General features: G+C 71.9%; 13 protein-coding genes. 8 read left to right on the forward strand and 5 right to left on the reverse strand.

What is annotated here, in order from left to right; all coding sequences use genetic code 11:
* Positions 1-147 precede the first annotated feature (147 nt).
* Positions 148-795: a GntR family transcriptional regulator gene (locus ABZ267_RS10825; RefSeq protein WP_356756645.1), complete on the forward strand. Its 648-nt coding sequence runs from the start codon at positions 148-150 to the stop codon at positions 793-795.
* Between the two features lie 58 nt (positions 796-853).
* Positions 854-1,342, forward strand: coding sequence for a hypothetical protein (locus ABZ267_RS10830; protein WP_356756643.1), 489 nt, complete (start codon positions 854-856; stop codon positions 1,340-1,342).
* Here ABZ267_RS10830 and ABZ267_RS10835 read toward each other — a convergent pair.
* Complete coding sequence (locus tag ABZ267_RS10835) at positions 1,267-2,820, reverse strand: CocE/NonD family hydrolase (RefSeq protein WP_356756641.1); 1,554 nt, start codon at positions 2,818-2,820, stop codon at positions 1,267-1,269. The two genes, ABZ267_RS10830 and ABZ267_RS10835, sit on opposite strands and share 76 nt — an antisense overlap.
* On the opposite strand from ABZ267_RS10835, the gene ABZ267_RS10840 reads away from it, so the two are divergent.
* The 3 genes from ABZ267_RS10840 to ABZ267_RS10850 all read left to right on the forward strand — a co-directional run bounded on the left by ABZ267_RS10840 (position 2,809) and on the right by ABZ267_RS10850 (position 4,994).
* Positions 2,809-3,285, forward strand: coding sequence for a hypothetical protein (locus ABZ267_RS10840; protein WP_356756639.1), 477 nt, complete (start codon positions 2,809-2,811; stop codon positions 3,283-3,285). The two genes, ABZ267_RS10835 and ABZ267_RS10840, sit on opposite strands and share 12 nt — an antisense overlap.
* Positions 3,286-3,378: 93 nt before the next feature.
* Positions 3,379-3,951, forward strand: coding sequence for a TetR family transcriptional regulator (locus ABZ267_RS10845; protein ID WP_356756637.1), 573 nt, complete (start codon positions 3,379-3,381; stop codon positions 3,949-3,951).
* A 155-nt stretch (positions 3,952-4,106) separates the two neighbouring features.
* Positions 4,107-4,994: an SDR family NAD(P)-dependent oxidoreductase gene (locus ABZ267_RS10850; RefSeq protein WP_356756635.1), complete on the forward strand. Its 888-nt coding sequence runs from the start codon at positions 4,107-4,109 to the stop codon at positions 4,992-4,994.
* Positions 4,995-5,019: 25 nt separating this feature from the next.
* Here the strand turns inward: ABZ267_RS10850 and ABZ267_RS10855 are convergent, their stop codons facing one another.
* Entirely contained in the window at positions 5,020-5,994 is a 975-nt protein-coding gene (locus ABZ267_RS10855) for a WYL domain-containing protein (RefSeq protein ID WP_356756633.1), read from the reverse strand.
* Between the two features lie 138 nt (positions 5,995-6,132).
* On the opposite strand from ABZ267_RS10855, the gene ABZ267_RS10860 reads away from it, so the two are divergent.
* Positions 6,133-6,531, forward strand: a complete 399-nt coding sequence (locus tag ABZ267_RS10860) for a VOC family protein (RefSeq protein ID WP_356756631.1) — start codon at positions 6,133-6,135, stop codon at positions 6,529-6,531.
* Between the two features lie 269 nt (positions 6,532-6,800).
* Here ABZ267_RS10860 and ddaH read toward each other — a convergent pair whose 3' ends face one another.
* Positions 6,801-7,613: a dimethylargininase gene (gene ddaH / locus ABZ267_RS10865; RefSeq protein WP_356756629.1), complete on the reverse strand. Its 813-nt coding sequence runs from the start codon at positions 7,611-7,613 to the stop codon at positions 6,801-6,803.
* Between the two features lie 14 nt (positions 7,614-7,627).
* Positions 7,628-8,572 (reverse strand): methionyl-tRNA formyltransferase, encoded by a 945-nt coding sequence (locus tag ABZ267_RS10870; protein WP_356756628.1) that lies wholly within the window; start codon positions 8,570-8,572, stop codon positions 7,628-7,630.
* Positions 8,573-8,785: 213 nt separating this feature from the next.
* Between ABZ267_RS10870 and ABZ267_RS10875 the strand changes: the two genes are divergently transcribed.
* Positions 8,786-10,369: an amidohydrolase gene (locus ABZ267_RS10875; protein WP_356756626.1), complete on the forward strand. Its 1,584-nt coding sequence runs from the start codon at positions 8,786-8,788 to the stop codon at positions 10,367-10,369.
* 232 nt (positions 10,370-10,601) lie between these two features.
* Complete coding sequence (locus tag ABZ267_RS10880; RefSeq protein WP_356756624.1) at positions 10,602-11,801, forward strand: undecaprenyl/decaprenyl-phosphate alpha-N-acetylglucosaminyl 1-phosphate transferase; 1,200 nt, start codon at positions 10,602-10,604, stop codon at positions 11,799-11,801.
* 24 nt (positions 11,802-11,825) lie between these two features.
* On the opposite strand, the gene ABZ267_RS10885 is transcribed toward ABZ267_RS10880, so the two are convergent.
* Positions 11,826-12,713 (reverse strand): glycosyltransferase family 2 protein, encoded by an 888-nt coding sequence (locus ABZ267_RS10885; protein ID WP_356756622.1) that lies wholly within the window; start codon positions 12,711-12,713, stop codon positions 11,826-11,828.
* Positions 12,714-12,774: the final 61 nt, after the last annotated feature.

The following is a 12,774-nucleotide window of genomic DNA, read 5'->3' on the forward strand; positions in this document are numbered from 1 at the left end:
TGTTGGTTCATTACGATTTACGAGATCGCAGTGGCCGCCACCGGCACCCGGAAAGGCGCGGATTAGCGATCATCGAGGAGGTTGTCGTCCGTTCGGCTGCTATGTTCTGCGGTCACTGCTGGTGAGTAGGCGACAAGAGGCGGCATCGTGCACGCCCGGATCCGCGAGGAGATCTTCCAGGGGTCACTCGCGCCTGGACAGCGGCTGCGTCTGGTCGAGCTGGCCCAGCGCTTCGCGGTGAGCCAGTCGGTCGTCCGCGAGGCCCTGACCCGTCTCTCGGAGCAGGGCCTCGTCAAGGCCGTACCGCAGCAGGGCTTCAGCGTGGTCACCATTTCCTTGCGCGACCTCGACGAGCTGACCGACGCCCGGACCGAGGTGGAGACCCTGGTCCTGCGCCGCTCGATGGAGCGCGGCGACCTCCGGTGGGAGGCGTCCGTGGTCGCCGCCCACCACCACCTGGCCGGCACCGTTGCCGTACGGCCGGACGGCACGCTCGACAGCGAGTGGTTCACGGTCCACGAGCAGTTCCACCAGACCCTGCTCGCCGCGTGCGGCAACGCCCGGCCGCTGGCCGTGGCCACCGGGCTGAGGAAGGAGGCCACGCTGTACCGGCGCTGGTCACGGCCGGTCGGCCACGACACCGAACGTGATGTGGCCGCCGAGCACCAGGAGATCGTCGACGCCGTGCTGCGCCGGCACGCCGACGCCGCGACGGCACTGCTCGCCCGGCACATCGACCGCACCTCGCAGGCGCTGCGCACGGTCATCGCGAAGGACCCCGCCACGGCGGTGTAGTCGCGACCGGCTCGGCGCTCCGGGCGCACACCGCTCCGACGACGGCAAGGAGGGTGCCATGGCGGCTCACCGGGACGGCTCCCCGTCGGACTGGATCTTCCTGCTCGCGCCCGACCCGGCGGAACCGCCGCCACCGCCCGCCAGTTCTCCGCAGGGCCTCGCCGAGGCGACCGAACGCCTCGGTCCCGGACCTGTCGCCTGGGCCGTCACCACCGGCCGCGAACTGGCCCGCACCATGACCCGAGAGGTCCCGGACTTCGGCGGCGGACCGGCCCCGTTCGAGACGCTGCGGATGGGGACCGAGGCCGCGACGCTGCACACGCTCCTCCTGCTCACCGACCCCGAACCCGCGGCCGACCGGCGGATGCCCGACGAGTCCCTGCTGGGCGACCGCGACGGCGGCCTTCTACGCGGAGACCTCGGAGTGGCTCCAGGGCAGCGACCGACCGGGTCGCGCGAGCAGCACGCCGGTCAGGCGGGCTTGACCGGCAGCTGGAGGTACGAGGCCCGGTCGCCGCCGGTGTGGACGATGTGGCGTCCACCGTGAGGCGTGGTGTACGGACGGTTTCCGGGCATCATCGTGCCGAGCGGGGAGCGGCTGCTGACGACGAGGCGCAGCTGCTCGCCCGGATGGAAGGTGAGTCCGAGCGGGAGCAGATCGATCTCCACCTCCACGACCTCGCCGGGAGAGAGCTTCTCCACCCGGTCGAAGCTGTGCGCCGGGACGTCCTCGGTGGACAGCTTCTCGTCCAGGTGGCGCATCGAGACGCGCAGCCGTCCGTCCGAGCCCTTGTACCGCAGGATCGACGTGCCGCGCTCGGTGACGTCGTGCACCCGCGCGTTCCGGTTCGGCACGGTGAAGGCCTGGAGAGGTGTGCCGTACGCGTCGAGCTTCTGGACGAGGAGGAAGAGGTCCATGTCGTCCGCGCCCTCCGCCTCGACCCACAGGTGGGCCTTCGGGTATCCGACGAGCACGGTCTCCTGGTCGAAGCGGGTCACGAAGGACACCAGGTCGAGGTCGGTTCCGACGGTGTAGTCCGCCGCCGCCCCGACGCCGGGTGCTGTCGTCGCCAGGCTCCGCGTCAGTCCGTCGAGGTAGTACCGCACCGGCGTGACGTCCGCCGGCGGGAACTCCTCCGCCGGAACGTTCACCCGGTCGCCGCCGTGGAGGTCGAGGAGGGAGTAGCGCACCCGTGGTGTCCGCTCCCAGCCGTTCTCCTCGCCCTTGAGGAAGTGGTCGAAGAACCGGCGCAGGTCCTCCGTGTTGGCGGCGTCGTAGTAGTCGGGCCACTCCTGGCTGTTGTGGACGCGCAGCCACTTGTCCTCGGACGCCATCCGCCGCCAGGCGCGGAAGGTGCCGGCGGTGTGCAAGCTGTTGGAGTAGCTGGCGACGACATAGGCGGGCACGTCGATCTTCTCGAACCGCGGGATCTTGTTCTCCCACAGCTCGTTCATCAGCGGGTGGCGCTCCGCCTCGGCGAGGATGTCCTCCCGCTGGCCCTTGCCCCAGAAGCTGTTGTTCTGGAGCTGCTCGGCGAACCCGTTGTCCGGCATCCCGCCGCGCATCACCAGGTCGCGGTAGACATCGCTCACGCCTTCCCACGGGTTGATCGCCGCCAGGTGCGGAGGCTGCTCGGCGGCGGTGAACCACTGCGAGACCGCGAGATACGACGTACCGCTCATCGCGACCTTGCCGGTGCACCAGTCCTGGACGCCCAGCCACTCGATCAGGTCGTAGCAGTCCCGGCCCTCCTGCCGGTCCCACAGGACACTGTCGCCCTCCGAATCCACCACGCCCCGGATGTCCGGGTTGCAGATCGCGTAGCCCTGCGCGCACCAGTACGCCGGGTCCGGACCCTCGAACTTCGCGAGGCCCGAGACGACCGCGTTGTCCAGCCCGACCATGCCGAAGAGGCCCATCACGCTGGCGGACGTCCCCTGGCCCTTCCCGTACGGGCTCCACGCCACGATGACCGGCACCCGCTCGGCCCCGGCGGGCCGGAAGAGGTCCACGTGGATCGTCACGCCATCCCGCAGGGTGACCGGAACGTCCTTGTCGAAGACGATGTCGACGGGCAGCGGCTTGAACGGCGGAGCGATGCGGAAGCCCGCCTCCAGCGTCCGGGTGCCGGGCTCGAAGCCGGCCTCGGTGAACGGGTGGTCCGCGCCTTCTTCGACGTGTGGGAGCGGGACGTGCAGAGCTCGGAGCCGCTCATGGCGATGCTCCGTGGCGCCATCGCCAACGACGGTGCCAACGAGCAACTCCGTGAGTTCCTCCAGGAACGGCTGTTCGTGGACGCTCTCGCGTCGCGCGTACCGGACGAGGACGTGACGCTCCGGGTCGGCATCGTGTCGTCGATGCTCGTCGGCCTCGTGGTGGGCCGTGGTGTCGTCGGCGTCCCTACGCTCAGTGGCGCGGAGCGCGAGCAGTTGACCGCGCTCGTCGGGCCGGCGGTGCAGAGCGTGCTGATCCCGGGAGGGTCGCGGTGACGAGCGGGATCTGCCGGGCGGTCGGCGGTCGCGCGCTGCCTGGGTGACCGATGCACCGGAGGTCCAGCCGTCGGCTCTGCCTATGCTGTCCTGGTGACACCGAGAGCGGGGCAGGAGAAGGGGCTGAGGGCCGATGCGGCCCGCAATCGCGTCCGCATCCTCCAGGCCGCCCGCGAGCAGGTGGCCGCCGGTGACAACTCCCTTCAACTCAACGCCGTCGCCCGGCTCGCCGGCGTGGGTGTCGGCACGGTCTACCGGCACTTCCCCAACCGCCATGCCCTGGTCGAGGCGCTCTCCACGGAACGCTTCCGGGAGCTGGTCGCCGAGGCGCGGGCCGCTGCCGCCGTCCCGGACCCGCACGCCGGCCTGCGCCGGCTCCTGCGCTTCACGCTCGACCGCATGCTGGACGACCCCGACTTCGCGGCCGTGCTGGAGTCCGCGGGCGAGGCCGACGCGCCGACCTCAGAGATGAAGGCCGAGCTCGACCGGGCGGTCACCGGTCTGCTGGATGGCGTCCGGCGGACCGGTGCGGTCCGCGGCTCCATCGAGGCCGACGACGTACGCCGCCTGCTCTGCGGCGTAGCCCACGCGGTGCGCTCCGGAAGCGGCGACGTCCGGGATCTCTACCTCGACCTTCTGCTCGAGGGCCTGCACCCGCCGCGCTGACGGCGGCACATCCTGCGAAACCCGCATCCGGTGGTGGCGAGAAGCCTCGGAATCTCGGCCGCCCCTCGCACTAAACGGATAGCTATCCGTTCGTGGTAGCGTGCGCCCATAGAAACGGATAGTCATCCGTTTGTGGCGTGGGTGGAGGAGTGCCGATGAACCGGCGGGCAGTGGTGACAGCGGGGACCGGAGGGATCGGCCTGGAGACCGCGAAGGGACTCGCGCAGCGGGGCTTCGCCGTCACGGTGGTCGGCCGCAACGCCGAGCGCGGCGCGAAGGCGGTCCAGGAGATGGCGGCGGTCGCGACCGGAGGCGCACCGCGCTTCGTGGCCGCCGACCTGGCGTCGCTCGGCCAGGTACGCGAGCTGGCCGCGCAGTTGGCGGACGAAGGGCCGCTGGGAGTGCTGGTCAACAACGTCGGCGCGATGTTCGCCGACCGGCAGCGGACCGTCGACGGGATCGAGGCGTCGTTCGCCGTGAACCACCTCTCGCCGTACCTGCTGACCGAGCTGCTGCTCGACCGGCTGCGGGCGGACGCGCCGAGCCGGATCGTCAACGTCTCCTCCGCCGCGATCAGGAACGCCAAGCGCACCTTCGACGCCGTCGAACCTCCGGGCGGCTACTACGGCTTCCACTGGTACGGCCGGGCCAAGCTCGCCAACCTCGCCTACACCGTGCACCTGGCCGAGCGCCTCCAAGGCACCGGAGTGGCGGTCTTCGCCGCCGACCCCGGCGGCGCCGCCACCGACATGACCAACGGCACGATGACGTCACCGAGGATCGTCTCTCCGCCGCTGCGCCTGCTGTGGCCGCTGGTCCGCCGCGCCTTCGCACGCGGCACCTCCGGACCCGCCTCCGTGGCCGCCCGGTCGTCCCTCTTCGCCGCCACAGACGCCTCTCTCGACGGGAAGACCGGCCTGCTCATCGGGTCCGAAGCCCGGCCCGTACGGCTGTTCCGCGGCGCCGACGACCCTCGGTCCATCGAGAGCGTCCTCCGGTTCAGCCGTGAGCTGGCACCGCTGAACGGCCCGCACCACCCGTGAGTACGCCGGCGGCCGGTCCGGTCGTTCAGGAGGACGCTCCGTAGCGCGAGGCGAGCGCGGTGGCGCGTTCACGCAGCGCGGTACGCAGCCACCGCGGTTCCAGGGCCTCCGCCTCCGTGGCGAGCTTCCACAGCGCCCACTCGGCGTGCCGCGCGTCCTGGAAGGTCACCTCCAGCCGCAGCCGGCCGTCCGCCTCGGCCTCCTCGGTGAGGACGGCCACCGCCGTGCCCGCCAACTCCTCCCGCCGCGCCGCCTCCACGCGTACCAGCGCGGTGACCTGGTCGCCGCCGGTCCGGAACCGTACGCCGCGCTCCTGCCAGGCCCGGTCCAGATCGACCCGGTCCGGCCGTTGCGCGGGCTCGGCGAGCTCCTCGGCCGCCAGGATCCGGGAGAGGCGGTACGTACGGTCCTCACCGGAGCGCGTGGCCAGCAGGTACCCCTGCTCCCGGACGGTGACCAGGCCGATCGGGTCCACGGTGCGCCACCGTGGCGCCCGGTCCACCGCCGCGTACCGGATGCGCAGCTTGTGTCCGGCGAGGACCGCGCGCCGGACCTCGGCCGCAACCGGGGCCGGTACCTCATCGGTGGTCAGCCGGCGCGAGAGCAGGTCGGTCTCCGGGTCGATGAGCAGCCGCTCGGCCACACCGGCCGCGGTGTCCCGATGGCTCGCGGGCAGCGCGTCGACCACCTTGAGCATGGCCGAGGCGAGCGCCGAGCCGAGGCCGAACGCCTGCGCGCCGCGCCGCGATCCGGCGACCAGCAGCGCAAGCGCCTCGTCGTGGTTCAGCCCGGTGAGCTCGGTCCGGAAGCCGGGCAGCAGCGCGAAACCGCCGTGCCGCCCGCGCTCGGCGTGGACCGGGACGCCGGCCGCGGACAGCGCCTCGATGTCGCGCAGCACGGTGCGAGGCGACACCTCCAGCTCGCGCGCCAGCGCGGTCGCCGAGAGCCGGCCGCGCTGGCGCAGCAGTAGGACCAGGGAGACCAGCCGATCGGCACGCATCCGAAAACCCTAAAGGAATACATGACATGAGGTGTCGTGAATCGCTGCGAGGCTCAAGGCGTTCCGACCGGCGGCAGGTCCCGCACACACGGGCCGCCAGGGCCGTCCGGCAGGTCCGCACACACGAAGGAGCAGCGGATGGGGTCCCGACTCAACCCGTACATCGGTTTCAACGGGAACGCGCGTCAGGCGATGGCGTTCTACAGGGAAGTCTTCGGCGGCGAGCTGGAGTTGGGCACGGTCGCCGATTTCGGTTCACCGGATTCGTCCCGCGCCGACAAGGTCATGCACGCCCGGCTCGACACGCCGGACGGATACACGCTGATGGCCTGGGACGTGCCGGAGGGGATGCCGCACCACGCGGGCGGCGATGTGGCGCTCTACCTCGGTGGCGACGGCGCCGAACTCCGCAGACACTTCGACAGCTTGTCCGTCGGCGGCGCGGTGACCATGCCGCTGGAGAAGCAGGCATGGGGTGACGAGGCGGGCGCGCTCGTGGACCGGTTCGGCATCACCTGGATGGTCAACGTCGGTTAGGGCGTGCCCGGCGGACCAGAGCCAGGCCCGCGGCGTCTGGCACTTCCCCAAGCTCTCGGCTGCGCTCGAGCAGGGGAGGCCCCATCCCCCGCGGCGTTGCCGAAACGCCCGGATCGCTCCGCGATGAGGACGTTCCAGCGCCTTGCGATGCACCACACCGGACGCCGCGGCCCATCCGGCCCTGATCCGCCGGACACCCCCTGGGCGAGGGCCACCGCGATGCCCTCGTCCCGGCCGTCGACCGGGACGAGGGCATCGGAAGTGGTGGATCAGCGCGCCGGCCGGAGCTCCAGCGTGCAGCACTTCACGCTGCCGCCCGCCTTGAGGAGTTCGGAGAGGTCCACGCCGACCGGGCGGAAGCCGCGGTCGCGGAGCTGGTCGGCGAGAGCGGTGGCGTTCTGCGGCAGGACCACGTTCAGCCCGTCCGACGTGGCGTTGAGCCCGAACACCGCCGCGTCCTCCGCCGAGGCGATCACGGCGTCCGGGAAGAGCCGTCGCAGCACGGCGAGGCTGCCGGGCGAGAAGGCGCCCGGGTAGTAGGCGACCGTTTTCTCGTTGAGCACCGTGAGAGCGGTGTCCAGGTGGTAGTAGTCGGGGTCCACCAGTGTCAGCCCGATCACCGGGCGGCCGAAGAACTCCTGGGCCTCGTCATGGGAACGCGGATCGCTGCGGAAGCCCGTACCGGCGAGCAGCAGGTCGCCCACGAGCAGATGGTCGCCTTCGCCCTCGTTGACGACGCTCGCGGTGCGCGCCTCCGGGAAGCCGTGGTCGCGCAGCCAGTCGTGGTACGCCGGACCCTCGGCGATCCGTTCGGCGTCCCGGAAGCGGGCCACGAGGGCGCGCCCGTCGACGACGGTGGCGCCGTTGGCGGCGAAGACCATGTCGGGGAGACCGCGGACGGGTTCGATGGTGTCGACGGTGTGCCCGAGGCTCAGGTAGACCTCGCGCAGTCGCTCCCACTGGGCGATGGCCAGCGGAGTGTCGACAGGCTTCTTCGGGTCCATCCACGGGTTGATGGAGTAGACCACGTCGAAGTAGGTGGGCCGGCACATGAGGTAGTGCCGGGCACGTGCGGTACGCATGGGTGTCCCGATCGTCAGGGGCGGCCGGTGAGATAGCCGCCCATCGAGGTGAAGTACTCGGTCGCGGGAAGTTCCCGGCCGTCCTCGGTCCGTACGCGGGTGATGGCCAGACCGTGGTTGCGGCCGGTTCGGGCGTCGGCTCCGGCGACGATCACGACGCCGTCGCCCTCGCGGTAGAAGATCCGGCCCGGGGTCCCGCCGTAGCGGCCCTCGGACACGACAGCGGAGAGCACGTCGAGCCGCTGTCCCTTGTGGAAGGTGAAGGCGCTCGGGTAAGGAGCGGACTGGGCGCGGATCAGGCGCTCCAGGTCCTCGGCCGGCCAGTTCCAGTCGATACGGATGTCCTCCTCGGCCCGCTTGTGGAAGAAGCTGGCCTTCGAGCGGTCCTGCGGTGTGAACTCGGTCCGCCCCGAGGCGATCAGGCCCAGCGCCTCGGTGGTGACCGGGGCGATGAGGTCGACCGTACGGTGGAAGAGGTCGGTGGTGGTGTCCGTCGGACCGACAGCTACCGAACGCTGGACGACGATGTCTCCCGCGTCCAGCTCCTCGTCCATCAGATGGGCGGTGACGCCGACCTCCGGTTCGCCGTTGATGAGCGCCCAGATCAGCGGCGAGAATCCCGCGTAGGCCGGCAGCAGGGAGTCGTGGATGTTCAGCGTGCCGTGGACCGGCAGGTTGTAGATCTCCGGCGGCATCCACGTCCGCCAGTTGTTGGCGACGATGATGTCCGGGGCCACCTCCTCGAGGCGGTCCACCAGTTCAGCGTCCGGCCGGTTGCGGATGATCACGGGGATCCCGTGCTTCTCCGCCAGGTCGGCCACCGAGTCGCTCCAGATCTTCTCGTAGGCGTGCTCGCTCTTCGGGTGCGTCACGACGGTCACCACGTCGTGCTCGGAGTCCAGCAGCGCTTGCAGGGTGCGGTGCCCCCAGGTCTGGTAACCGAACATGACGACCCGCATGGAGGTGCCTCCTTGGAAGAGCGATGACCGGCGACTCAGTAAAGCAAGCCTTACCTAAGAGCACAACGGCCCATGATTCACAGCGGGGTTGAGAGGTCAGGTCGGCCGGAAACGCACCCTCACGTCGACAGGCGAGGCCGCGCGGGCTAGCTTGGCCCGGCCCGCTCTCCGGCCGCGCGCCGTGGGTCCGACCGCGACGGGGAGGGACCTCCCATGCTCTGTACGAGGCTGACGAACGCCCGCTTCCTCACGCTCGACCCGCACCGTCCGGTCGCCCGTGACCTGGGAATCTGGCGGGGCCGGATCGTCGGAGTGGACGAGGCGGTGACCTCACTCCCGGCCCGCGAGGTGGTCGACCTCCAGGGCGCCACCGTGCTGCCCGGCTTCATCGACAGCCATGTCCACCTGGCCTGGGCCGGGTTGAAGGCCCGTACGCCGAGCGTCGCCCCGTGCGAGCGGGCCGAGGACATCCTCGCCGCCGTCGACGAGGCCGCCCGCCGTCCCGCACCTCCCGGCGCCTGGCTGGATGTCGCCGGTTACGACCAACGGGCGCTGGGCCGCCACCTGACCGCCGCCGAACTGGACCGGGTCAGCCACGGCCGCAAGGTCTTCCTGATGCACGACTCCGGACACGCCTGCGTCGTCAACAGCGCGGTCCTGGACCTGCTGCCGGCCGAGGTGGAGCACGAGGAGGGCTTCCTCGCCGAGAGCGCCATGACCGCCGCCCGACGGCTGCGGCTGCCGTACTCCCAGGAGGAGCTGGCCGACGCGATCGAGCACGCCGCCCGAGGCTGCCTCGCCGAGGGGATCACGGCCTGCGCCGAGGCCGGCATCGGCGGCGGGCTGCTCGGCCACAGCCCCGTCGAACTCGGCGCCTACCAACTCCTCCGCGACCGGGGCCGACTGCCTCTGCGCGTCCAGCTCATGGCGTCCGGCGACACCCTCCGTACCCGCGCGGCCCACGCCGACGACGGCTTCACCCAGGCGCTGGACCTCGGGCTGCGCACCGGATTCGGCGACGACTGGCTCTCGCTGGGCGCGTTGAAGATCTACACCGACGGAGGCATGATGGCCCGCACGGCCGCGCTCACCTCCCCGTACGAAGGAACGGACGGCAACACCGGCCGGTTCCAGGACGATCCCGAGCGGCTGACCCGGCTCATCGTGGAAGGCCACCTCGCCGGCTGGCAGCTCGCCGTCCACGCGATCGGCGACCGCGCCGCCGACCTCGCGCTCGACGCCCTGGAACAGGCCCAGAAGCTGAAGCCCCGGCCGGACGCGCGCCACCGCATCGAACACGCCGGACTGATCCGCCCCGACCAACTGCCGCGCTTCGCCGCGCTCGGCGTGAGCGCGGTGGTCCAGCCCAACTTCCTGCGGTACTTCGGCGACGACTACGCGACGGTGATGGGGGAGCGGCGGGCCGGCTGGATGTACCGCGGCCGCGGGTTCCTGGACCACGGCGTCACCCTCGTCGGCTCCTCCGACCGGCCGGTCACCGACGGTTCACCGCTGCGGGCCATCCAGTTCATGGCCGAACGGGCTTCCACCTCCGGCCGGCTCATCGGCGGCGACGAGGCGATCGGCACCGCGGAAGCCGTACGCGCCTACACGGTCGCCGGCGCCCACGCCTGCCGCTGGGACGAGGTGGCCGGCACGCTTTCGCCGGGCAAGCACGCCGACTTGGTGGTCCTCGGCGACGACCCGCACCGGGTGGACGTCGGACGGATCGGCGACATCGAGATCGTGACGACGTACGTGGACGGACGGGACACCCGGGAGGCCGCCGCGGCCTGAGGGGCCCGGGCATCAGGCTCTGTCCTTCGCCAGGAGATCAGGGAATCACCGCCTTTTTCGTGTTATTCAGGGTGAATAGGGACATCGGCCCCGTAGGTTGGGGAGACCGCCACTCCACTGGCGTCCTACGTCACCCCGACACCGCAACCGGACGAGCGCCCGGGCCGCCGTGTTCCACCGGTCGCCCGGCGCCCCGCGCGCCGCTGTTCACGAACGAGGAAAGGCAGGACAGGTGAACGTGCTTGGGATCATCGCCTCCGGTCTGGCCGCGCTGTTCATCACGGTCGTACTCGCCAAGGGCGTCCGCCGTACGGCGCTCCGCTCCGGCGCCGGCCGCGCGCCGGGCGGGCGCCCCTCGCGCGCCGGGGTGGTACGGAGACTGGGCGGCGCGGCGGTCGTCCTCGGCGTCGGCACGGCTGCCGCCGCCGGTACGGCACTCGGCGCGGCGGACGGTTCCGGACGGGCCGTCACCGGACTGCTGGCCGGGGCCGGGGCCGTCGCCGTGCTGGGGCTCGTCCACGATGTACGGCCGCTCGGAGTGCCGGTGCGGGTGGTGGTCCAGACGGCCGCCGCCACGCTCGCCGTCTGCCTCGCCGGTCTGTCGCCGGCGGCCGGTGTTCTCGCCGTGCTCTGGATCGTCGCCGTCACACAGGCCTTCGCGCTGCTCGACACCTCCGACGGAGCCCTGGCGACCGTAGGCGCTGTCACCGCCGCCGGCCTGCTCGCCTGCGCCGCCGTCGACGGCCGGTCGGACCTCGCCCTGCTGCCCGCCGTCCTCCTCGCGGGCCTCATCGGCTTCCTCCTCCACAACTGGCACCCCGCGCGCATCCGCCCCGGCGCGTCCGCCTCCCTCTTCACCGGCTTCGTCCTCGCCTCCTCCGGCGTGCTCATCCACCTGGCGGCCCCGCCGGAGCGCGCCGCCTGGGCCGCGCTGCCCGTCCTCGCGACCGTCGCTCTCGCCGACACCGCGCTCGTCCTGGTCTCCCGCCGCCGCGCCTCGCGCCCGCTGCTCCAGGACTGCGGCGACCACATCGGGCACCGGCTGCGCCGGATCCGGGTCACCGTGCCCGGCACGGCCGTGGTCCTCGGGCTGTGGGCGGGCGTGGCGGTGGTGTTCGGCACGCTGGTGTACGCGGACGTGGTGCACCCCGCGCTCGCCCTCGTACCGCCGGCCGGCAGCGCCCTGGCCGTCCTCGCGCTGCTCAGGATCCCGGCGTACGTAGCTCCGCCCAGGCCCGCCGCCCGCCGCCCGGCCACCGGAGCGACAGCACCGACCGCACGGCCGACGCGCCCCGCACCGGCCGGAACCGCAGCACCGACCCGCACCTCACCGGCGGCCGCCGAACCGGCCAGGACGCCCGCCGGCCGCCCCACCGTGCCTCCGCCGCCCACCGGCCGCCCCGCCGTCGGCCTCACCGCCGACCGGAGCTGACCCGAACACGCCCGCCCGCATCCCTCACGCCCGCCACCGGCCGAGCGTGGCCCGGGCCGCCGTCCGCGCGTACGGGGACACCATCAGGAACGGCGCCCACGGCCAGGTGTGACGCAGGCAGTACACCCACCACTGGCGCGGCGGCAGCTCCGTCACCGAGGTCACCCGGCGCAGCGCCTCCCGCATCCCGATCCCCGGCTCCCTGGAGCCGGGGACACCTGGGCCCTCCGCGCACACGCCGACGGGCCGCGGCGCGACGAATGCGGGCACTCCGGCCCGCCGGGCGCGGAAGCCGTGGTCGTAGTCGCCCATCCGGTGGCGGAACACCTTGTCGAGATCCCCGACCAGGTCGTACGCGGCCCGCGAGAGCAGCACCACCCGGCCGTCGTACGTATCGCACGACTCGGGCCGCTCCCCGTCCGGGTCCACCAGCGTGAGCGACCGTCCGCGCCGCCCCGAGTACACCGTGGCCCCGTCCGCACCCCGGACCGCACCGACGACGACCGCACCGGCCCCGACCACATCCGCCGCGCCGAGGAGCTGGACCAAGGCGTCCGGGAGCAGCTCGACCCGGTCGTCGAGCCAGAGCTGGTGAGTCCACCGGTGGCTCGGGCCGCCCGGTCTGCCGCGGTGCGAGCCGCCGCCGCCTCCGCCGCTGCGGCTGTTGCGGCTGGCGATGCGCATGGCCTGGTTACGGGGGACGTCGGCGCCCACCGACATCACCTCGACGGACGGATGGAGGAGCCGGACGGCCTGCGGAGTGCCGTCGGTGGAGCCCGCGTCCACCAGATGCACGCCCATCGTGGCGTGGGCCGGAAGGCCCTGCTGGTTCGCCAGGGCACTCAGCGCCGACAGGGTCCTCGCGCGCCGGTTGTGACTCGTCATCAGCACGGCCAGGTGGACGGAGTGCACGGCGGAGCTCCTCACTGCACGAATCTCATCATTCATGCATGAAAGCTGATAATCCGCATAG

The sequence above is a fragment of the Streptomyces sp. NPDC006174 genome (assembly GCF_040614075.1).
Lineage (GTDB): Bacteria > Actinomycetota > Actinomycetes > Streptomycetales > Streptomycetaceae > Streptomyces.

What these genes read in the sequence shown, in the direction of transcription:
- ddaH (WP_356756629.1), bottom strand. Translation starts at nt 7,613, where the DNA reads ATGCGTACCGCACGTGCCCGGCACTACCTCATGTGCCGGCCCACCTAC.
- ABZ267_RS10855 (WP_356756633.1), bottom strand. Translation starts at nt 5,994, where the DNA reads ATGCGTGCCGATCGGCTGGTCTCCCTGGTCCTACTGCTGCGCCAGCGC.
- ABZ267_RS10860 (WP_356756631.1), top strand. Translation starts at nt 6,133, where the DNA reads ATGGGGTCCCGACTCAACCCGTACATCGGTTTCAACGGGAACGCGCGT.
- ABZ267_RS10875 (WP_356756626.1), top strand. Translation starts at nt 8,786, where the DNA reads ATGCTCTGTACGAGGCTGACGAACGCCCGCTTCCTCACGCTCGACCCG.
- ABZ267_RS10830 (WP_356756643.1), top strand. Translation starts at nt 854, where the DNA reads ATGGCGGCTCACCGGGACGGCTCCCCGTCGGACTGGATCTTCCTGCTC.
- ABZ267_RS10850 (WP_356756635.1), top strand. Translation starts at nt 4,107, where the DNA reads ATGAACCGGCGGGCAGTGGTGACAGCGGGGACCGGAGGGATCGGCCTG.
- ABZ267_RS10870 (WP_356756628.1), bottom strand. Translation starts at nt 8,572, where the DNA reads ATGCGGGTCGTCATGTTCGGTTACCAGACCTGGGGGCACCGCACCCTG.